General features: G+C 52.5%; 19 protein-coding genes and 2 riboswitches. Of the genes, 16 read left to right on the top strand and 3 right to left on the bottom strand.

Annotated features, from left to right (window positions below; translation table 11 throughout):
• The first annotated feature begins 58 nt into the window (after positions 1-58).
• From AC0YNS_RS19015 to AC0YNS_RS19005, 3 genes are all read left to right on the top strand, one after another.
• The gene (locus AC0YNS_RS19015) at positions 59-205 is read left to right on the top strand and encodes a hypothetical protein (RefSeq protein ID WP_475782557.1); all 147 of its coding nucleotides are present in this window, start codon (positions 59-61) and stop codon (positions 203-205) included.
• A 37-nt stretch (positions 206-242) separates the two neighbouring features.
• On the top strand, positions 243-413 hold the full coding sequence (locus AC0YNS_RS19010) for a hypothetical protein (RefSeq protein WP_475782556.1): 171 nt from the start codon (positions 243-245) through the stop codon (positions 411-413).
• Between the two features lie 142 nt (positions 414-555).
• Positions 556-655, top strand: a riboswitch (purine riboswitch).
• Positions 656-789: 134 nt separating this feature from the next.
• The gene (locus tag AC0YNS_RS19005; RefSeq protein ID WP_475782555.1) at positions 790-2,184 is read left to right on the top strand and encodes an NCS2 family permease; all 1,395 of its coding nucleotides are present in this window, start codon (positions 790-792) and stop codon (positions 2,182-2,184) included.
• 62 nt (positions 2,185-2,246) lie between these two features.
• Here the strand turns inward: AC0YNS_RS19005 and AC0YNS_RS19000 are convergent, their stop codons facing one another.
• Genes AC0YNS_RS19000 through AC0YNS_RS18990 form a run of 3 tightly spaced genes read right to left on the bottom strand, consistent with a single transcriptional unit; the run spans position 2,247 to position 4,626 of the window.
• The gene (locus AC0YNS_RS19000; protein ID WP_475782554.1) at positions 2,247-2,906 is read right to left on the bottom strand and encodes a TetR/AcrR family transcriptional regulator; all 660 of its coding nucleotides are present in this window, start codon (positions 2,904-2,906) and stop codon (positions 2,247-2,249) included.
• A gap of 25 nt (positions 2,907-2,931) precedes the next feature.
• Positions 2,932-3,729 (bottom strand): ABC transporter permease subunit, encoded by a 798-nt coding sequence (locus AC0YNS_RS18995; RefSeq protein WP_475782553.1) that lies wholly within the window; start codon positions 3,727-3,729, stop codon positions 2,932-2,934.
• A gap of 12 nt (positions 3,730-3,741) precedes the next feature.
• A complete protein-coding gene (locus AC0YNS_RS18990; protein WP_475782552.1) occupies positions 3,742-4,626 on the bottom strand; it encodes an ABC transporter ATP-binding protein in 885 nt (294 codons plus the stop codon).
• Positions 4,627-4,995: 369 nt separating this feature from the next.
• Positions 4,996-5,096: riboswitch (purine riboswitch) on the top strand.
• A gap of 206 nt (positions 5,097-5,302) precedes the next feature.
• Here AC0YNS_RS18990 and purE point away from each other — a divergent pair.
• The 13 genes from purE to galA all read left to right on the top strand — a co-directional run bounded on the left by purE (position 5,303) and on the right by galA (position 21,615).
• On the top strand, positions 5,303-5,788 hold the full coding sequence (gene purE / locus AC0YNS_RS18985) for a 5-(carboxyamino)imidazole ribonucleotide mutase (RefSeq protein WP_090978892.1): 486 nt from the start codon (positions 5,303-5,305) through the stop codon (positions 5,786-5,788).
• Positions 5,785-6,960, top strand: a complete 1,176-nt coding sequence (gene purK / locus AC0YNS_RS18980) for a 5-(carboxyamino)imidazole ribonucleotide synthase (protein WP_475782551.1) — start codon at positions 5,785-5,787, stop codon at positions 6,958-6,960. Before purE ends, purK begins: the two co-directional genes overlap by 4 nt.
• 6 nt (positions 6,961-6,966) lie before the next feature.
• On the top strand, positions 6,967-8,262 hold the full coding sequence (gene purB, locus AC0YNS_RS18975; protein WP_090978898.1) for an adenylosuccinate lyase: 1,296 nt from the start codon (positions 6,967-6,969) through the stop codon (positions 8,260-8,262).
• 236 nt (positions 8,263-8,498) lie between these two features.
• A complete protein-coding gene (locus AC0YNS_RS18970) occupies positions 8,499-9,389 on the top strand; it encodes a phosphoribosylaminoimidazolesuccinocarboxamide synthase (RefSeq protein ID WP_475782550.1) in 891 nt (296 codons plus the stop codon).
• A gap of 318 nt (positions 9,390-9,707) precedes the next feature.
• Positions 9,708-9,950 carry a phosphoribosylformylglycinamidine synthase subunit PurS gene (gene purS / locus AC0YNS_RS18965; RefSeq protein WP_090978904.1) on the top strand — a complete coding sequence of 81 codons (243 nt, stop codon included), beginning with the start codon at positions 9,708-9,710 and terminating at the stop codon, positions 9,948-9,950.
• A gap of 3 nt (positions 9,951-9,953) precedes the next feature.
• On the top strand, positions 9,954-10,649 hold the full coding sequence (purQ, locus tag AC0YNS_RS18960) for a phosphoribosylformylglycinamidine synthase subunit PurQ (protein ID WP_475782549.1): 696 nt from the start codon (positions 9,954-9,956) through the stop codon (positions 10,647-10,649).
• Complete coding sequence (gene purL, locus AC0YNS_RS18955; RefSeq protein ID WP_475782548.1) at positions 10,627-12,870, top strand: phosphoribosylformylglycinamidine synthase subunit PurL; 2,244 nt, start codon at positions 10,627-10,629, stop codon at positions 12,868-12,870. The genes purQ and purL overlap by 23 nt, the downstream gene beginning before the upstream one ends.
• Positions 12,855-14,333 (top strand): amidophosphoribosyltransferase, encoded by a 1,479-nt coding sequence (gene purF, locus AC0YNS_RS18950; protein WP_475782547.1) that lies wholly within the window; start codon positions 12,855-12,857, stop codon positions 14,331-14,333. The genes purL and purF overlap by 16 nt, the downstream gene beginning before the upstream one ends.
• A 61-nt stretch (positions 14,334-14,394) precedes the next feature.
• Positions 14,395-15,438 (top strand): phosphoribosylformylglycinamidine cyclo-ligase, encoded by a 1,044-nt coding sequence (gene purM / locus AC0YNS_RS18945; protein ID WP_475782546.1) that lies wholly within the window; start codon positions 14,395-14,397, stop codon positions 15,436-15,438.
• Positions 15,438-16,049 carry a phosphoribosylglycinamide formyltransferase gene (purN, locus tag AC0YNS_RS18940; RefSeq protein ID WP_475782545.1) on the top strand — a complete coding sequence of 204 codons (612 nt, stop codon included), beginning with the start codon at positions 15,438-15,440 and terminating at the stop codon, positions 16,047-16,049. Before purM ends, purN begins: the two co-directional genes overlap by 1 nt.
• A 196-nt stretch (positions 16,050-16,245) precedes the next feature.
• A complete protein-coding gene (purH, locus tag AC0YNS_RS18935) occupies positions 16,246-17,793 on the top strand; it encodes a bifunctional phosphoribosylaminoimidazolecarboxamide formyltransferase/IMP cyclohydrolase (protein ID WP_090978920.1) in 1,548 nt (515 codons plus the stop codon).
• Between the two features lie 30 nt (positions 17,794-17,823).
• Positions 17,824-19,095, top strand: a complete 1,272-nt coding sequence (gene purD, locus AC0YNS_RS18930) for a phosphoribosylamine--glycine ligase (protein WP_475782544.1) — start codon at positions 17,824-17,826, stop codon at positions 19,093-19,095.
• Positions 19,096-19,236: 141 nt separating this feature from the next.
• Positions 19,237-21,615 (top strand): beta-galactosidase GalA, encoded by a 2,379-nt coding sequence (gene galA, locus AC0YNS_RS18925; RefSeq protein WP_475782543.1) that lies wholly within the window; start codon positions 19,237-19,239, stop codon positions 21,613-21,615.
• The last annotated feature ends 206 nt before the right edge of the window (positions 21,616-21,821 follow it).

Genomic DNA, 21,821 nt, shown 5'->3' with positions numbered 1-21,821 from the left:
CGGCTAATGCCCTTAGCGCATAGGCTACTATCAGCTAACGAAACAAGGGGTAATCCAAATGGCGAAAGCAACAAGAAGCAATAAGGAGTTGAATGAGTTATCTGCGGATGACCTTGCTTTATGGGCGGCGATCATTCTGGTTGTCGGGGACTTGTTTGGGTTGCTTGCCGTGCTGAAAGCCAGAACAGAGAAAGAGGAATTATAAGCATCATCATGCATCATGAAGAAGGAGCGTTGCGCAAATGCCGGAACAAAAGCAGATTACAGCCGACGATCTCGCGAAAATTTCCTCAACTCTTGCCATCCTTGGCTACGGAATAGGGCTGCTTGCACTTGAGAAAGCCGATTCGGAGAAACGAAGCCAACAGAAGATGTCAGCAGCAATTAAGCAGTTAATGAAACGATTTGGCTAGTATCGTGGTGGACGAGCAGAAGCATAGGGCAAAGCGCAATAGAGGGTGCTTTTCCACTTTATAAGGACAATTACCTAATTTGCAAACGTTTCCCATTGACAGGCTCAGGAGTTCCTCGCTAAAATATTCACAGATCAATACAAACAGAAACAGCATATCTTTTCGTATAATCTCAAGAATCGGCTTGAGAGTCTCTACGAGGTCACCGTAATGACCTGTCTACGAGAAGCAAGACAGAAGTAAGGCGCTGATGGGTCATATCGCGCCTTCTTGTCTTGTTTTGCGTGGAACCTAGGGAGAAATGCCGACGCTATCGGCATTTTTTTTCTGGGTTCTTGTTTGTTCTGAAACATTTTTTGGGGAGGGTTTTTGAAAAATGGGTAGTTTCTTTCGTTTGAAGGAACACGGAACAAATGTAAGGACAGAGATTATGGCGGGCCTTACGACTTTCATGACGATGGCTTACATATTGGCCGTCAATCCGGGTATTCTCGGAACTGCAGGACTGGATGGGTATTCGGTATTTTTGGCAACAGCTTTAGCCGGCGGTATCTTCACGATTGCGATGGGGTTGTTCGCGAACTTCCCGGTTGCGCTCGCGCCAGGTATGGGTCTTAATGCATACTTCGCGGCAACGGTGCTTGCTTCCAAAGCAACAGACACACCGATCTCGCCTTCGATGGCACTGACAGCTGTATTTATTTCCGGTATCGTGTTCTTCATCTTAACTATTACACAAGTTCGTCAATTGCTAATCGTAGCTATTCCTGACAGCTTGAAGCATTCCATTACAGTAGGTATTGGACTCTTCATCACGATCATCGGTTTGAAGAACAGCGGTATCATGACAGTTGGTGTTGAGAATACAGTTACGGATATTCCGAAAGGCGTATTCACAGATGTACTGGGCTTCGAGTCCGTGTTCCACATGGGCAGCCTGGAGAGCTCCAGCGTGTACCTGACGCTGATCGGCGTATTGCTGATTGCGGTTCTGATGGTGCTGCGCGTACCTGGTGCAATCCTGTTCGGTATTCTTGGCGTGACGCTCATCGCGATTCTAACCGGTGATGTGAACGTATCGGAAGGCCTGAAAGGTCAATCGTGGAGCCCTGATTTCAGCAAAGGCAACTTCTGGGACTTCGACTTTAAAGGTGTTATGGACACCGGCTTGATCTCCATCATCGCTACATTTACATTCGTTGAATTGTTCGATACATTCGGAACGCTTGTAGGTACAGCGAACCGTGCAGGCTATATGAAAGACCCTGAGAAGGGCAAGAAGCTTGTCGGTAAAGCGATGCTTGTCGATGCAGTCGGCGTAAGCGGCGGCGCGATGCTGGGTACGAGTACGGTAACGGCTTTCGTTGAAAGCTCCGCGGGTATCGCGCAAGGCGGGCGTACGGGTCTTACTGCGGTAACAACGGGCATTGCATTCTTGGCTGCCTTGTTCCTGTGGCCGCTCATCTCGTTGATTCCGGGCTCTGCAACGGCAGCGGCACTGATCATCGTGGGCGTCCTGATGGTTCAATCGATCAAAGAAATCGACTTCCAAGACATGGTTTACGCGATCCCATCGTTCCTGACGATTGCGCTTATGCCTTTCACGTATAACATCGCTAACGGTATTTCCTTCGGTATCGTTTCGTATGTCGTACTTGCAACAACAGCTAATCTTGCCGGCAAAAAAGGCGGCTATAAAGTGCACTGGCTCATGTGGGTGCTTGCGATTCTTATCATCGCACGTTACGCGTTTATCGGAAGCCAAGGCTAATAGAAGAACGAAAAGAGGACGGCGCAGAATCTGCGTCGTCCTTTTTTTTGTGCGTGCGTGGTCTAAGTTGGCTGCTTATAAACCCCATATTTGATCATATCGATAAACGTATCGATTTCTTGAATTAACTTCTTCTCAATGATGGTGGGAGCGAGCGAATGGGTCTTGTGAAGCTGCAGATATTTGTTAGACAGGGCATTCAAGACGAAGGTGACGTGGTTGAAAACCGCATCGGCGTCCAGCCCATCCCGCAGTGGAGCGGCGTCCAGAAGTTCTGCTTTATAGATCGACCTTAGCATGGCCGGGGTCGTAAACGTCTTCTGATACGCTTCGATCAGCTTCTCAATCTCGGCCTGTACAGCCTTCGGCGGATGGCTGATGACGCGCTGTACGAGCTCGGTCTCGTGCAAATAATGCAAGGTCACGCGCTGCTTCGCCAGCACGATCTCCTTAATATGCTCGAAGAAATCGGTCGCACCGATCGCTTCAACCGCGCTTACCGTCTTCTCCACCAACACATCCATCGCATGCTGGACGACGGCGAGATAGAGGTTCTTTTTGCTTTTGAAATAATGAAATAGAATGCCTTTAGAAATGCCGGCTCTCGCCGTTATGGTATCCGTGGATGTGTTCGTGTAGCCGTTCTTGGCAAACTCCTCGATACAAATCGTCATAATGAGCTCCTGTTTCTCTTCAGGAAGCTTCGCGAATGCGGGGTACACAGCCTACACCTCAGTTCCTCATCAGCTAAACGGTGATGTCTTTTCTACTATAATACCAGTATGCGGACAACGCGCAACAGACGATAACGACGGCCATAATGGTGATGTACAGCGGATCGAAATACCGGTCCGTGATAATAGCTGCTGCTTCGGCGTACTTAAAGGGACTGATATATTTGAACCAAGCGAAATGCTCAGAGACGCCTGAGATAATGCTGAAGAAATACGTAATGAAGACAAGTCCGAGCGACAGGGATACGACGGACCGGGTCCTTCTCAATATCGTCGAGAACAAGAACGAGATGCTTGCGAAGGTCAGGTGCATGAGCAGGACGGCCGATTCCAGCAGGAAGAAGGTAGGCAGCGAGACTTCGTTGTCCTTCGAGAATTGAAATCCAATCAGGCTGGCAGTCACAATGACTAGGTTGAAGAGCACAATGTTGATGACTACGGCAGCGAGCTTCTGCGTGATAATCTGAGTTCTCGTAATCGGCCTTGAGAGCAGGAACTCGATCGTCTTCTCGTGCTGCTCCTTCGCTACAATGTTTGAGGCCAATAAGGATGCGAAAATACTGCCGAGCAAGGTCGTCATCAAATGAATCTCGATCCCATAAAATCCGAGCAAGGAGCTCATATTCAGCCGATCCATGCCGAACGCTTTCTTCATCGCATCAGGAAGGGTACTCACCATATCGTCCAGCCCTTCTTGCTGCTTAGCGAATTCCGGGTAAATGCTTAAATATAAGAGGATGATACCGGCCATAATAATACTCCAGATGATCAATCCCCGAAGATTCCGTTTGAATTCTCTTCCGAGAAGCATAGTGCGGCCTCCTTATTCTTTCTCGTAATAATGAATGAATACTTCCTCAAGCGAAGGCTCTTCGATCAAAATATCCGTGAAGGCGCATTCCGCCAAGCCTTGAATGAGAGCTTTCATATCGCCGCCATACAGCAGCTTCACATGGGAACCGGTCGTTTCTTGCTTCAAAATACCGCTTAATTGCGGAAGCCTCATGGCATCGGGCTGCCTTACTGTCAGGGTGATTTTCTTCAGGTTGTTCTTCAGCAGCTGCTCGACGGATTCCACTTTAATTAGCGCTCCCTCTTTGATAATGGCGACCCGGTCGCACATCTTCTGTACCTCGCTCAGAATGTGGGAAGAGAAGAAGATGGTGGTGCCGTTTAGGCGCTCTTCCGTAAGCAGTTCAAAGAACGTATTCTGCATCAGCGGGTCAAGGCCGCCGGTTGGCTCATCGAGTATGAGCAGCTTCGGTCTGTGCAGCAGGGCTTGAACGATACCTACCTTCTTGCGATTGCCGAAGGAGAGGTCTTCAATCTTGCGGGAGAGATCCAAGTCGAGGCGCTCGGCCAGCTCAGCGATACGTTTGGAGTCTGTTTGCCCGTAGAAAGCTGACGAATACTTGAGCAAATCCATCACTTTCATGTCGTCATAATAAAATACTTCCGAAGGCAAATAACCGACTTGGCGGCGGATGGCCTTAGCATCCTTCACGATGTCCATACCTAGGATCGAAGCGCTGCCTGAGGTAGGGAAGACGAAATTGAGCAGCGTTCGGATCGCAGTGCTCTTGCCGGCGCCGTTCGGTCCGATGAAGCCAAATACCTCGCCTTCTCCGATCGCAAAGGTTACATCAGATATGCCGCGGCTCTTGCCGTACGTTTTCGTCAACTGACGAAGTTCGACGATTGGTTTCACGCTTGGAGCCTCCTATCGTTTAGAGGGTTAATAAGTAATGTTGACTAATGAGTCAATGTGATTGTAATCCCAGATTGACTGATGAGTCAATGAGTATTTTTATGCGTTCACAAGGAGGGATTTAGTGATCATATCGACTTAATTGGCCTGCGTATTTTGTCGGTTTTTGTAGGATGGCTGATGTGGAAGGTTGCGTCAGCAATGGTCCGATTAACCAACAAAATCACAGATTGTTCAAAATAAATAGTGAATATTGCAAAAACTAGGTAAAACACGAACTTTATTAAGTTTATTTGAATTTAATGTTCGTGTTTTTTCGTTGACATTCTGCGTCAGGATTGATAAACTAGGGATAGCGAAAAACGAATCATATACTTGCCGTGCAAGACTCGTATATCCTTGGGGATTTGGCCCGAGAGTATCTACCCGAGAACCTTAATTTTCGGACTACGAGCCCATGCAGTTGAAGAACCAGGTTGCCGCCTTGACGGGGCAGCCTGATGTTGTCTATTGCCTGTCCTGTCTATTTGTTAGCAGGCTGCGATAGGGTGCAATCTTCATTGCTGGACTTGTAAGTCCCGAAGCCATCCATGTTGTGGAGCCTGTGCTGAGGGACTTTTTTTGTGGCTTGTACTGTAATAAGATTCCTTCATCAAACAAAGGTGGTTATAAGCAGATGTCAGCAAAAGTCGGCGTCATCATGGGCAGTAAGTCAGACTGGGAGACAATGAAGCTAGCCTGTGACGTTCTGGACGAGTTACAAATCCCCTATGAGAAGAAGGTTGTTTCGGCTCACCGGACACCGGACCTTATGTTCCAATACGCAGAAACAGCAGTAGAACGCGGTTTGAAGGTTATTATCGCGGGTGCTGGCGGAGCTGCACACTTGCCCGGCATGGTCGCCGCTAAGACGATCTTGCCGGTAATTGGTGTGCCTGTGAAGTCCTCGAATTTGAACGGACTTGACTCGCTGCTGTCCATCGTGCAGATGCCCGGCGGCATTCCGGTTGCAACGGTTGCGATCGGCAACGCCGGCGGCACGAACGCCGGATTGCTTGCGGCACAGATGCTTGGCGCGTTTGATCCTGATGTTCAAGCACGGGTGCTTGCGCGCCGCGAGCGGATTGAGCAGGAAGTGCTCGAAAGCAGTGAAACGCTATGAGCAACGGCTTGGCGGGTAAAGACGTGAAGGTGATTTTGCCTGGAGCGACTGTTGGCATTCTGGGCGGCGGTCAGCTTGGCAGGATGATGGCGAATGCGGGCAGCGCTATGGGCTATCGGTTCGTGGCACTTGATCCTACGCCGGATGCGCCTACCGGACAAGTTGCCGGTCAAATCGTGGCCGCGTATGACAATCGCGATGCGGCTCGCGAGCTGGCGGAGCGGTCTGATGTCATCACGTATGAGTTTGAGAACGTCGATGCCGGCGTTGCGGCTATGCTGATGGAGGAATCGTACGTGCCGCAAGGCAGCGAGCTGCTCTATACGACGCAGCATCGGCTGCGTGAGAAACGGGCGATTGAAGCGGCGGGCGTGAAGGTGGCGCCTTATGCAGAGGTGCGAAGTACAGATGAACTTCGCGAAGCGGTAGGCCGATTCGGACTGCCTTGCGTGCTGAAGACCGCCATGGGCGGCTATGACGGCAAAGGACAGTGGGTCATCCGCAGCGAAGCCGAAATCGACGAAGCGTTCGAGACGCTGAACCGTGCCGGCACGGAGCTTGTGCTGGAGCAGTTCATTCGCTTCCAGAAGGAGCTTTCGGTCATTGCGGCCAGAAGCCCGCAGGGAGAGATTCGTACGTTCCCGGCAGCGGAGAATATCCACGTCGATAATATTCTGCATCTGTCGATCGTGCCTGCACGCATTGATGAAGAGCTTCAACGGGAAGCGGAGCGATTGGCGGCGAGAATTGCCGAAGGGCTTGGCGCCGTTGGCTTGATCGCGGTGGAGCTGTTCTTGACGGAAGACGGCGAGCTGTTCGTTAATGAGCTCGCACCGCGTCCGCATAACAGCGGCCATTATACGATGGAAGCTTGCCGGACATCGCAGTTCGAGCAGCATGTGCGCGCCGTATGCGGTTTGCCGCTTGGCGACACGGCACTTCTGACGCCGGTAGTTATGGTGAACGTGCTCGGCGAGCATGTTGAACCGCTGCTGGAGCTGATTGCTCAGCGGGATGAGAATGCGGAACGTTTAGGCGTAGCGCCTAAAATTCATTTATATGGGAAACATGAAGCCAAACATAAACGGAAAATGGGTCACGTCAATGTTCTTGCGTCAGATGTTGAGCAAGCGCTGGCGTGGATTTCCGAAACCAACATTTGGAGGGTTTAATTCACGATGTTAGAACGTTACAGCAGACCGGAAATGAGAGCGATTTGGACAGAAGAGAACAAATTCAAGGCATGGCTCGAGGTTGAGCTTTGCGCATGCGAGGCTTGGGTAGAGCTTGGCGTTATCCCGCGCGAGGATGTTGAAGCCCTGCGCAAAGGCGCGACTTTCAATATCGACCGCATCAACGAGATCGAGCTTGAGACACGCCATGACGTCATTGCCTTCACACGCGCAGTATCCGAAACTGTAGGACCTGAGCGCAAATGGGTGCATTATGGTCTGACTTCCACAGACGTTGTGGATACAGCGATGGGTTACCTTCTTCTTCAAGCGAACACCATCTTGGAGAAGGACATCACGAACTTTATTGAAATCCTCCGCGGCCAAGCGGTTGCTTATAAAGATACAGCCATGATGGGACGTACGCATGGCGTACACGCGGAGCCGACAACGTTCGGTTTGAAGCTGGCCCTCTGGTATGAAGAAATGAAGCGTAACCTGGAGCGTTTCCGCCATGCGGCTGACGGCGTGCAATTCGGCAAAATCTCCGGTGCAGTAGGCACATACGCGAACATCGATCCTTTTGTAGAAGAATTCACTTGCAAGAAGCTTGGCATTACGCCGGCTCCAATCTCGACACAAACACTTCAGCGTGACCGTCATGCGGAGTACGTCGGCGCATTGGCACTAATCGCGACATCGCTTGATAAATTCGCTACGGAAATCCGCGCTCTGCAGAAGAGTGAGTTCCGTGAAGTGGAAGAGCCGTTCGCTAAAGGTCAGAAGGGTTCATCCGCAATGCCGCACAAACGCAACCCGATCGGCTGCGAGAACATCTCCGGTCTGTCCCGCGTTATCCGCGGTCATATGCTGACAGCTTACGAGAACGTAGTGCTATGGCATGAGCGCGATATCAGCCATTCGTCGGCTGAGCGCGTGATTTTGCCGGATTCCACGATGCTGCTCAACTACATGTTGAACCGTCTTGGCAACATCATTAAGAACCTTCAAGTGTTCCCTGAGAACATGAAACGCAATATGCAGCGTACGTTCGGCGTGCCGTTCTCCGGCCGCGTCATGACGAAGCTGATCGATAAAGGCATGAGCCGCGAGCAAGCGTACGACACTGTACAACCGCGCGCGATGCAAGCATGGGAAGAGCAGCGCCAATTCCGCGACATTATCGAATCGACGCCGGAGATCACGGCTCATCTGAGCGCGGATGAAATCGCGGATGCGTTTAATCCGGCTTGGCATTTGAAGCATGTGGATACGATTTTCAGACGTTTGGAATTGATTTAAGGGCATGACTGCGCATGCATGAACATCTTTCGATCGCTGTTGTACCCTGAGTTTCTGTTAACTATAAACGATTATAGATTGAAACTCGGGTACAAAGGCGCAAATGATATGCGTAGTTATACAACGCATATCATTTCGCCAAGGCGAACGCTGACGCTTCTCCAGATTGCGTTCATGCCTGCTCCGTCACAAACCTTAAAAGCAACATTAAACCACTGAAAAAAGGAGAGAGTAGAATGACACAAGCGTTGTCCACGGCTGTGGAGTATGTTAAAGCGCCGCTGCTTTATAAAGGCAAGGTTCGCGAGCTTTATGATCTTGGGGAGCATTATCTCATTGTGGTAACGGATCGCATCAGCGCGTTTGACTATGTGCTGGACCCGGCTGTACCGGAGAAAGGTAATGTGCTGAATCGTCTGTCGACCTTCTGGTTTGATCAAACGGCGGAGATGATGCCTAATCATATTGTTCACACGGACGTGTACAAGCTTGGCGATCTCGTATCGGAGCCTGAACTTCTGAAAAACCGCATTATGGTTTCAAAGAAAGCGGAGCGTATTGATATCGAATGTGTCGTTCGCGGCTATATCACCGGCGGCGGTTGGAGACAATATGTGAAAACATCGGCAATAAACGGCATCGAGCTTCCGGAAGGCTTGCGCAAGAACGAGCGTTTTGCAGCTCCGTTGTTCACGCCGGCTGCGAAGAACGACGTTGGCCATGACGAGGACATCCCGTTCGAGCGGATGCAAGAGATGGTTGGCGCCGAGCTTGCGGAAGAGCTTCGCGATAAGAGCATTGCCCTGTACGAATATGCGCGCGGCTTCTGCGAAGAGCGGGGCATCATTCTGGCAGATTGCAAGTTCGAGTTCGGCCTTATAGATGGTAAAGTCATTCTCATCGACGAAATCTTCACCCCGGATTCCTCCCGTTTCTGGGCTCAAGACAACTATGCCTACGACATCGAAATCGACAGCATGGACAAAGAACCGGTACGCACCTACTTGCTCGGCTCCGACTGGGACCGCGACAGTAAACCGGCTCCACTCCCGCAAGCCGTCGTAGAAGAAACAACCAACCGCTACCTAGCGATCTACAAAGCGCTAACAGGCGAAGCACTGGTCTAGTAACCAAAAACCCGCGGGCCAAGCACAGATGGCTCGCACCACATAAATCAGGCGACGCAAGAGGCGGCGGATAGACCCGCGAAGCGAGCCCAGGGTGCTCCCAGAGCATCCTGCAAAATAAGTGTTTTACCAGGATGGGCGAAGCAAATGCGGGATTCTCGAACGAAGAGCGATAGCGATCGCCTTTGAACGTAGGAAACTACCGCAGGTCATTGTTCAAAGTTTCCGTACGTTCAACAGCGACGGAGTCGAGAACTCCCAGCATTTGCGCAGCGCTCCCATCCCAAAAACCCCATTTTCCAGGAGGCGACCCCCCAAATGAAGGCTAAAGTTTACGTAACGATCAAACAAAACGTGCTTGACCCGCAAGGCAGCGCTGTACAAGGCGCGCTTCACACCATGGGCTTCGAGGAAGTTGGCAAAGTCCGCATCGGCAAATATTTGGAACTGAACCTAGATACTACGGATCGTGCAGAAGCGGAAGCTCGTCTGAAAGCGATGTGCGAGAAGCTGCTGGCGAACACAGTAGTGGAAGACTACCGTTTTGAATTGGAGGGCTAAACGATGAAGTTTGCGGTTATCGTTTTTCCAGGCTCCAACTGTGATATCGACTGCTTCAAAGCAGTAGAAGATACAATCGGACAGCAAGTCGAATACGTATGGCATACGGCTACGGATCTTTCCGCGTATGATGCGATTCTCGTTCCAGGCGGATTCTCCTATGGAGACTACCTGCGCTGCGGCGCAATTGCTCGTTTTGCACCGGTTATGAACGAAGTTGTAAAAGCAGCTGAAGCCGGCAAATTCATTCTCGGCATCTGCAACGGCTTCCAAATCCTTACGGAGGCGGGCCTGCTGCCAGGCGCACTGCGCCGCAACAGCGGTATGAAATTCATCTGCCAGCAAACACAGCTGGAAGTAGTGAACAACGCAACAGCATTCACTAGCCAATACAGCGCTGGTGAAGTGATCGATATTCCGATCGCGCATGGCGAAGGAAACTACTACTGCGACGACGAAACACTCGCGCAGCTTAAAGCAAACAACCAAATTGTGTTCCGTTATGCGGGTAACACGAACCCGAACGGTTCCATCGACAATATTGCAGGGATCAGCAATGAGCGCGGCAACGTGGTCGGCATGATGCCGCATCCGGAGCGCGCGGTTGATCAACTGCTTGGCTCGGAAGACGGCAAACGGATGTTTACATCGATTTTGAATGCTTGGAGGGAAAAGAATGGCGCAGCAGTTAACGGCTAAGGAGCCAACAGCGGAACAAATTGCGGAGCAACGCATTTATACGCAGTTCGGCGTGACGGATCATGAATATGAACTGGTTTGCGGTTTTCTTGGACGCAAGCCGAACTATACAGAAATCGGCGTTTTCAGTGTTATGTGGTCGGAGCACTGCTCTTACAAGAACTCGAAGAAAATTCTGAAGAAGTTCCCGATTACCGGACCAAAAGTATTGATGGGACCGGGTGAAGGCGCAGGTATCGTGGATATCGGCGACAACCAAGCGGTTGTATTCAAAATCGAATCGCATAACCATCCGTCCGCAGTTGAGCCGTACCAAGGCGCAGCAACAGGCGTAGGCGGCATTATCCGCGACATTTTCTCCATGGGTGCTCGTCCGGTTGCGCTGCTGAACAGCTTGCGTTTCGGTAACCTTGAGAATCCGCGCGTTAAATATTTGTTCGAGCACGTAGTTGGCGGTATTGCAGGCTACGGTAACTGTATCGGGATTCCGACAGTTGCAGGCGAGGTTATGTTCGATGAGAGCTACGAAGGCAATCCGCTTGTTAACGCGATGTGCGTGGGTCTTATCGATCATGATAAAATCCAGCGTGGTGTAGCTAAAGGGGTAGGCAACCCGGTATTCTATGTGGGTCCTGCTACCGGCCGTGACGGTATTCACGGTGCGACATTCGCATCGGTCGAATTGTCCGAAGAGTCCGAAGAGAAACGTACCGCTGTCCAAGTAGGCGATCCATTCATGGAGAAGCTTGTTATGGAAGCAACGCTGGAACTTATTGATTCCGGCATCGTTGTCGGGATTCAAGATATGGGAGCAGCCGGTCTGACTTGCTCCAGCGCGGAGATGGCGTCCAAAGCGGGTAACGGCTTGGAGCTATACCTGGATGAGGTTCCTCAGCGCGAAGAAGGCATGACACCTTACGAAATGATGCTGTCCGAGTCGCAGGAGCGTATGCTGTTCGTTGTTGAACCGCAGCATGAAGCGCAAGCGCAGGAAATTTTTGACCGTTGGGGCATTATCTGCGTGAAGGTTGGTAAAGTTACGGATGATGGCCGTCTGCGTCTGTTCCACCAAGGCGAAGAAGTGGCGAACATGCCGGTTACAGCGCTCGTTGACGAGTGCCCAATGTACGACAAGCCTTCCCAAGAGCCTGCTTACTACGCGGCTAATGCGGCAATCGATACAGCGGCTTATCCGGAAGTGACGGATCTGACGGGTGCGCTTAAGCAAGTATTGGGTTCGCCGACGGTTGCGAGCAAAGAGTGGGTTTACAATCAATATGATTACATGGTGCGCACAAGCACTGCCGTACAACCAGGCTCCGATGCTGCGGTTGTGACGATTCGCGGAACGCGCAAAGCGCTTGCGATGACTACAGATTGCAACGGCCGCTATGTATATCTTGATCCAGAAGTAGGCGGACGTATCGCAGTAGCAGAAGCAGCTCGTAACATCGTTTGTTCCGGTGCTGAGCCGCTCGCGATTACGGATAACCTGAACTTCGGCAGCCCGGAGAAGCCGGAAGTGTTCTGGCAGCTCGAGAAAGCGGCAGACGGAATTTCCGATGCTTGCCGGATTCTGGATACGCCGGTTATCGGCGGTAACGTCAGCTTATACAACGAGAACGCGAAAGGCGCGATCTACCCAACACCGGTTATCGGGATGGTTGGACTCGTGCAAGACGTTGATCATATTACGACACAAGGCTTCAAAGCAGAAGGCGATGTTATCTTCCTTGCCGGCGAAACGAAGCATGAGTTTGGCGGAAGTGAATTGCAATACGTGCTGCAAGGCAAGAGCGAAGGACGTCCTCCGCAAATTGACCTCGCTACAGAGAAGAAGCTGCTTAACGCTGTTCTTGGCGCGATCCGCGAAGGTCTTGTTGCTTCGGCGCATGACTTGTCCGAAGGCGGCCTAGCGGTTGCGCTTGCGGAATCGGCAATCAGCGGCAAGCTTGGCGCTGAAGTGGACATTACGACAGATTTGCGTCCGGATGCAGCTTTGTTCAGTGAATCGCAATCCCGCATTCTGCTCTCGGCTAAGCCGGAGCAAGCGGTAGCGCTGCAAAAGTACCTGACAGACAAAGGCGTACCGAACGCGGCACTCGGCGTTGTTCGCACAAGCGGACTTGTTGTTACTGTAAATGGCAAACCGGGCATCAACGCACCGGTTGATCAACTGGAGAAGGTTTGGAAGGATGCGATTCCATGTCTGATGAAATAAAACAGCTGCCGAAGCTGTGGACTGGCGATCACTATAACGAAGGCATTGGCCGGGATGATATTTTTGATAAATTGCGTGAAGAGTGTGGGGTATTCGGGGTGTACGGCATCCCGGATGCCTGCTCCCTTGGCTATTACGGGCTGCATGCTTTGCAGCACCGCGGTGAAGAGAGCTCCGGCATGGCCGCAGTGGAATCGACAACCGGTAAGTTTACGTATCACCGGGGCATGGGTCTCGTAAAGGAAGTGTTCGACCAGGCAACGTTGGAAGGCCTTCCGGGCAATTGTGTCATCGGCCATGTGCGCTATTCGACTGCAGGGGAAAGCAAGCTCGCGAATGCGCAGCCGCTTGTCTTCAAATATCGTGACGGCGACCTCGCTGTCGCAACGAACGGAAATATCGTGAACGCGCCTTCGATCCGCAAGGAGCTGGAGAGCCAGGGCTCGATTTTTCAAACGACAAGTGATACGGAAGTTATTGCCCATCTGATTGCGCGCTCGAGCAAAGACTTCGTCAATGCGGCAAAAGATGCGCTGCAGCGGATTATTGGCGGTTTTGCTTTTCTCATTATGACGAATGACAAGCTGCTTGTTGCCTCTGACGCTCATGGCCTTCGTCCACTCGTCATGGGTAAGCTGGACGGCGGTTATGTGTTCGCTTCAGAGACCTGCGCGCTTGAAACTTGCGGCGCTGAATATGTACGTGACGTGCAGCCGGGCGAGCTGCTTGTGCTGGATAAGAACGGTCTGCGTGAGGATCGTTTCGAGAAGCTGGAGCGCCGCGCGACTTGTGCGATGGAATATATTTATTTTGCAAGACCGGACAGCGATATTAACGGAATCAACCTGCACTCGGCGCGCAAGCGTATGGGGCAGAAGCTGGCACTTGAAGCGTTCTTCGATGCCGATCTCGTAACAGGCGTACCGGATTCCAGTATTTCGGCAGCTATCGGTTATGCGGAGCAAACGGGGATTCCTTATGAGCTTGGTCTGATCAAGAACAAATACACAGGCCGTACGTTCATTCAACCATCGCAAGAGCTTCGTGAAAAAGGTGTCAAAATGAAGCTGTCCGCGGTTCGCAAAGTGGTTGAAGGCAAGCGCGTTGTCATGATCGATGACTCGATCGTGCGCGGTACGACAAGCCTTCGCATCGTTAACCTGCTTCGCGAAGCAGGCGCGACTGAGGTTCATGTGTGCATTACTTCACCTCCTTTCAAGAACCCTTGCTATTACGGCATCGACACGCCTGACCGCAAGGAATTGATTGCATCGCAGAAGACGGTCGAAGAAATTCGCCAGGCGATCAATGCGGATTCGTTATATTTTCTAAGTCATGATGGTTTTATTGAGGCTGTTGGAGGCAACGACGGCGAATACAATCGCGGTATGTGCTTGGCTTGCTTCGATAATGATTATCCGACACCGGTTGATCCGACTTCGGAGAAGAGCTGCAGCTGTTAGTTTAAGGTGAAAGTGTTGGCCTACGGCCGATATGGTTGAAAACAATTGAGGAGTGACTATCGTGTCAGAAGCTTATAAACAAGCCGGCGTAGATATCTCGGCGGGTAACGAAGCAGTCGAACGGATGAAGAAACACGTGAAGAAGACGTTCCGTCCGGAAGTATTGACGGATCTTGGCGGCTTCGGCGGTCTGTTTGGTCTTAATAAAGACAAGTACGAGGAGCCGGTATTGGTTTCGGGTACGGATGGCGTGGGTACGAAGCTGAAGGTTGCTTTTGCGATGGACAAGCATGACACGATCGGTATTGATGCGGTTGCAATGTGCGTGAACGATATTATCGTTCAAGGCGCAGAGCCGCTGTTCTTCCTCGATTACCTGGCTTGCGGCAAAGTAGAGCCTGCGAAGATCGAAGCGATCGTGAAGGGGATTTCCGATGGCTGCGTGCAGTCCGGCTGCGCTCTAATCGGCGGCGAAACCGCTGAAATGCCTGGTATGTACCAAGGCGACGAATATGATATCGCTGGTTTCACAGTCGGAATCGTAGACAAGAAAAACATCATCGACGGCAAAACGATCGCACCTGGCGATGTCGTGCTTGGTCTCGCTTCGAGCGGTATCCATAGCAACGGCTACTCGCTGGTTCGCCGTTTGCTGCTTGATACGGCTGGCTACAGTCTGGATGCGGAGCTGCCTGAGCTTGGCGGCAAGAAGCTCGGCGATGTCATCATCGAGCCGACTCGGATTTATGTGAAATCCGTTCTTGAGCTGATCAAACAAGTACAAGTTAAAGGTATGGCCCATATTACAGGCGGCGGATTTATCGAGAATATTCCGCGGGTTCTGCCTGAAGGCGTTAACGTAGAGATTGCATACGGTTCATGGCCGATTCAGCCGATCTTCGGGCTGATGCAAGAAAAAGGCTCGATCACGAACCGCGACATGTTCACAACCTTCAACATGGGTGTGGGTATGGTCGTTGTCGTTCCTGCTGAACAAGCCGAAGACGCGCTGCGCGTTGCACGCGAGCTTGGCGAGGATGCTTACATCATCGGTAAAGTAACGGAAGGCAGCCGTGTAGTTACCTTTACGGGAGCTGACGTTTAATGGCCGGCATGCGCGTCGCCGTGTTTGCTTCGGGCTTCGGCTCGAACTTCGGGGCGCTCGTGGATGCGGCAAAACAACAAAGGCTCGAGGGCGCAAGCCTCGAGCTTCTTGTTTGTGATAAGCCGGAGGCGCCTGTAGTTGCGCGCGCGCGAGAAGCCGGCATTGATGTGTTCTTGTTCAAACCGAAGGAGTACGCTTCGCGTGAAGCGTATGAAACGGAGATTCTGGCCGAGCTGACAAGACGCGGAATCGAGTTGATCGTGCTGGCCGGCTATATGCGGATTCTGACGCCGGTGCTCGTTGAGCCGTTCTTCGGACGGATGATCAACGTGCATCCGTCGCTGCTGCCCGCATTCCCGGGCGTGAACGGGATCGGCCAGGCGCTGGCCTATGGCGTGAAGGTGACGGGGGTCACCGTTCACTTCGTAGACGGCGGTCTGGACAGCGGCGCGATTATCGCGCAGCGTACGGTCGAAGTCGTGGACGGCGACACGCTGGAGACGCTCGCGCCGCGAGTACACGCGGCGGAGCAGGCGCTACTCCCGTGGGTCGTCTCGCGCATCGCCGCCGGGGCGGTCGCGATCGACGGTCGGAACGTGACCGTTAGCTAGTAGCAGGAGTAGAAGATGATCAACTGGTGAGCTACATTGGTGGAAAACCGGTGTGTTTGAGTAGATGAGGATCTGCTGGTGAGCTACATCGGTGGGAAACCGGCGGATTGAGCTAAAGAGAGGTACTGGGTACCTCACATTGGCGTGAAATCAGCGGAATGAGCTATACGTAAAACAACTTTTAGGAGGTTCTATTTTGACCATTCGCAGAGCACTTATTAGCGTATCGGATAAGACGGGGATTGTGGAGTTTTCGCGGGCGCTGGCTGGCCTTGGCGTGCAAATTATTTCGACAGGCGGTACGGCGAGCCTGCTGGAGAAGGAAGGCGTTCCGGTTATCGGAATCTCCGATGTAACGGGCTTCCCGGAGATTCTGGATGGCCGCGTGAAGACGCTGCACCCTGCTGTGCACAGCGGTCTGCTTGCTGTTCGCGATGACGAAGAGCATCAGAAAGCGATGCAAGAGCTTGGTCTCGACTACATCGACCTGGTTGTCGTGAATCTATATCCGTTCGCAGCTACGATTGCTAAGCCGGATGTATCCTACGAGGATGCGATCGAGAACATCGATATCGGCGGCCCGACGATGCTTCGTTCGGCAGCGAAGAACCACGCTTTCGTAACCGTAGTCGTAGACGCGGCGGACTACCAAACCGTGCTCGACGAAGTGAAAGCGCAAGGCGATACGACGCTTGAGACTCGTAAGAGCCTCGCAGCGAAGGTATTCCGCCACACCGGCGCTTACGATGCGCTTATCTCGGACTACCTCTCCAAGCTGCAAGGAAATCCGCTTCCGGAGAGCTACACCGTTACGTACGAGAAAGTGCAGGATCTGCGTTATGGCGAGAACCCGCATCAGAAAGCAGCGTTCTACCGCAAGCCGCTGGCATCCGCAGGCAACATCACGACTGCTGAGCAGCTGCACGGCAAAGAGCTGTCCTATAACAATATCAACGACGCCAACGCGGCGCTCGCTATTGTCAAAGAATTCAACGAACCGGCTGTCGTAGCGGTCAAACATATGAATCCTTGCGGCGTGGGCATCGGCAGCGACATTCACGAAGCCTACCAGAAAGCATACGCAGCAGATCCTACTTCGATCTTCGGCGGCATTGTAGCGGCTAACCGCGCAATCGGCGTAGAGACGGCTAAACTGCTGAGCGAGATTTTCCTGGAGATCGTCATTGCACCGGACTTCACTCCTGAAGCGCTTGAAGTGCTGACGAAGAAGAAGAACATCCGCTTGATGAAGCTCGGCGAAATCCAAGCGGCAAGCGAGCGCAAACCGGAATGGCTCGTAACGAGCGTAGACGGCGGCATGCTCGTGCAAGAGAGCGACGTCCACAGCCTGACGGAAGCGGACATCCAAATCGTAACGAACCGCAAGCCAACGGAAGAAGAGCTGAAGCAGCTGCTATTCGGTTGGAAGGTTGTGAAGCATGTGAAGTCGAACGCGATCCTTCTGGCATCGGACGATATGACAGTCGGCGTAGGCGCTGGTCAAATGAACCGTGTCGGCGCTGCACGCATCGCGATCGAGCAAGCAGGCGACAAAGCCAAAGGCGCCGTTCTTGCTTCCGACGCGTTCTTCCCAATGGGCGACACGCTGGAGCTGGCAGCGAAAGCCGGCATCACAGCCGTTATTCAACCAGGCGGCTCGATCAAGGACGAAGAATCGATCGCAGTAGCAAATGCGCATAACATCGCGATGGTGCTGACAGGCGTTCGTCATTTTAAACACTAGTACAGGCTTGGCATAAAAGGAGGGTTTCCTTTGCGGATTATGGTCATCGGCGGCGGCGGGCGAGAGCACGCCATCGTCTGGGCGCTGAATAAGAGCGATAAAGTAAGCAAGATTTTCTGTGCGCCGGGTAATGCCGGTATTGCGGAGCTGGCAGAATGCGCGCCGATTCCGGTTAACCGGTTCGACGAGCTCATGCAGTTTGCATGCGATAACGCGGTGGATCTGGTCTTCGTAGGACCGGATGATCCGCTTGCGGACGGAATCGTCGACGCTTTCGAAGCGCGCAATATTCCGGTCTACGGACCTCGCAAGAATGCGGCTGAAATCGAAGGCAGCAAAATCTTCATGAAGAATTTGCTGAAGAAATACGAGATTCCGACAGCCAAATACGAGACGTTCACCGAATACGAGACGGCACTGGCTTACTTGCGTGAGCAAGAGCTGCCGATCGTCGTGAAGGCAGACGGCCTCGCGGCAGGTAAAGGCGTAACGGTTGCGGCAACGTTGGAAGAAGCTGAAGAAGCGCTCCACGGCATGATGGTAGGCAAAGTGTTCGGCGAATCCGGCGGACGCGTCGTCATCGAGGAGTTCCTGTCTGGACAAGAGATGTCGATCCTGGCCTTCGTGGATGGCGAAACGGTGCGCGCCATGGTGCCGGCTCAAGATCACAAGCCTGTCTACGACAACGACAAAGGACCGAACACAGGCGGTATGGGCACGTATTCCCCGCTGCCGCATATCGACCCGGCAATCGTGGAAGAGTCCATCGAGAACATCATCAAGCCGACGGCGCGAGCGATGGTCAGCGAAGGTCGCCCGTTCCGTGGCGTCTTGTTCGCAGGTCTCATGATCACCAAAGACGGCCCTAAGACGATTGAGTTCAACGCACGGATGGGCGATCCGGAGACACAGGTTGTGCTTCCTCGCCTCAAAACCGACCTGCTCGATATCGTGCTAGCTTCCATGAACGGACGTCTCGATCAGCTTGAAATCGAGTGGAGCGACGAAGCTGCGGTGTGCGTCATAGCCGCATCCGAAGGCTACCCTGCGGCTTATCCGAAAGGCCTTCCTATCACAGGCCTGGAAGCTGCAAAAGCGCAAGGCGCGCTCGTATTCCACGCCGGCACGGCTCTTTCTGCCGAAGGCGAGATCGTGACGAACGGCGGACGTGTGCTCGGCATCGTCGGCCGTGGCAGCGATATTGCAGAAGCGCGCGCGAAGGCGTACGAAGCAGCGGCTGCGATTCATTTTGACGGCATGCATTGCCGTACCGATATTGCGGCGAAAGCGCTGAAATCGTAAGCGTGAACGTCAGCAACGACGAAGAGGGTTGTCCACATGTGGACAACTCTTTTTTTCGTATCAACACACTTTCCCACACTATCCACACACCGTTTCAGGTATGATTCAGAATGAGGGTAATTTTTCCGGAGGTGTCGAGAAATGGGCAGAAGGACGATAACGAGTTTTGACAGAGACTGGTTGTTCTACAAAGGAAATCTCGAAATTCCATACGTGGTGAAAGCGGGTGGCGTCGGCAGCCTAACCGATTGCGAGAAAGGCGAAGAAGGTCAGTGGCAGCAGATCGCTTTTACAGATAAGAAAGCAGGCGTATCGGTCGCACCGGATGAATGGGAGAAGGTTAACCTGCCCCATGACTGGCTCGTGGAAGAGGAGTTCTCGAAGGACGGGCCGTTGGAACGTGGATACAAAAAATCCGGCGTAGGCTGCTACCGCAAGATGTTCGATATCCCGGCCGCCGAGTTAGGCAACAAGATCACCATCGAGTTTGACGGTGTCATGCGTCATAGCAGCGTTTGGGTAAACGGTCATTTTGTCGGCACGCATCCTAGCGGCAGTGTTCCTTTCTTCTACGATATTACGGATATCGTTCGTTATGGCGATGAAGGAAGCAATGTGATTTTTGTCAAAGTGGATGCGAGAGATTTCGAAGGCTGGTGGTATGACGGAGCGGGCATTTATCGCCATGTGTGGCTGAGCACGACGGATCGGCTGCATGTCGGTCAATGGGGAACCTATATTACAACGCCAACGGTGTCTGAAGAATCATCAACGGTGCGGATAGAGACGACTGTAAACAACGAATATCGGATCGCAAAGCATGCTGAGCTAACAGTAGAGATTCACGATGCCAACGGGGAAGTCGTTGCGACTGCGAATTCAGGGGCTACGATTCCGGACGGAGAAGCACATACTTTCGTGCAGCAGATCGACGTGTCTGATTCGCTCTTATGGTCACTGGAGGCACCAAACCTATATAAAGCCATTGCCATCGTTAGAGAGAACGGCACGGAAACCGATCGATACGAAACGGGATTCGGCATTCGTACGATTGCGTTTACGAACAATAACGGGTTCTTCCTGAATGGCAACAGGACTGTTATTAAAGGGCTTTGTGTTCATCAAGATTTTGCAGGTGTCGGGGTAGCGCTCCCGGATAGCATCATCGCATATAAATTGCAGCTTCTCAAGGAGATGGGTGCAAACGCTTACCGTTCCGCGCACCATCCTCCTACGAAAGAATTGTTGGACATGTGCGACCGCATGGGCATCATGGTCATCGATGAGAATCGGCGGCTGGACAGCTCTCCGGAAGGGATCAAGAATCTCAAGCATATGCTTTATCGGGATCGCAACCATCCCAGCATTATCGCATGGTCGCTGGAGAACGAGGAGCAGCTGGAAGGCACCGTTATGGGTGCCCGCATCTTGGCGACGCTGGTGCAGGTCACGAAGAAGCTCGATCCAACACGGCCAACGACAGCAGCGCTGAATCATGGCTTCAATGATGGCGGCTATAGCGATGAGCTTGATATCGTCGGCTATAATTACGGGCATAAATGGGGCAGCTTCATCAATGATCATGCCAAACATCCGGAGCGCATCATATACGGAAGTGAAGTTTCCGCTTACGCGGTTACACGGGGGATCTATGAGCATGACGAGTCCAAAGGCTACTGCTCGGAATACGGGACAAGCTGGCGGGAGAATGAATGGCTGAACAGCTGGACGACATCACCGGAGCAAGCATGGGGTGCAGTGGCAGACAATGCTTTCCTAGCAGGGCTGTTCATTTGGGCAGGCTTTGATTATCGCGGCGAGCCATCGCCATTCAAGTGGCCGAATATCAACTCGCAATACGGCACGATGGATACATGCGGTTTCCCAAAAGACAACTATTACTACTACAAGTCCGCTTGGACGGAGCAGCCGATGATTCATTTGTTCCCGCACTGGAACTGGGCAGGCAAGGAGGGGCAAGAGATTGACGTCTGGGCGTACAGCAACCTCGACTCGATTGAGCTGTTCGTGAACGGCGGTTCTGCCGGAGAACAGAAGCGCACGCCAAACGGGCATGTGGAATGGAAGGTGCCTTATGAGGCGGGCAAGCTGCTGGCCGTGGGAAGAAGAGATGGCGAAGTCGTTGCGGAGACAGCCGTGGAAACGACGGGGGCAGCTCATCATATTCGACTTGAGCCGCATCGGAGTACGCTGCAAGCGAACGATACAGACGCTGTCGCGGTGCGCGTCTCGATTTGCGATGATCAGGGTCGGGTCGTGCCAACTGCGGACAACCTCGTGCATTTCACGGTGAACGGAGGCGGCGGACGGATTATCGGGGTAGGAAATGGCGACCCGATCTCGCATGAAGCGGATAAAGCGAGCAAGCGCAGAGCTTTTAACGGCCGCTGCCTCCTTATCCTGCAAGCCGGAACAGAGATCGGGGAGCTCGAGCTGCGAGCCCATTCAACGGGGTTGCTGGATGCCGGTGCGATTATCACGGTTGGCTTGGACATGTAGTTCGGACCATTCAACACCGGCGAAATGAGCGAAAGAAGCGGACCAGGGGATCTACAGGGGAGTAAACTACTAACGGAGTCTACGAAAATAAAACGTCTCAAAAGTTGCCTACACTTTTGAGGCGTTTTTTTTGCATAGTTGCAACCTGCCATTGTTTAGGAAGAGGGCCATAGTTTGGCATGCGAGGTGTTACTTCTTTGTAACTA

It is taken from the genome of Paenibacillus sp. J22FR21, assembly GCF_056269135.1.
This window is presented reverse-complemented; position numbering and strand designations above follow the sequence as displayed.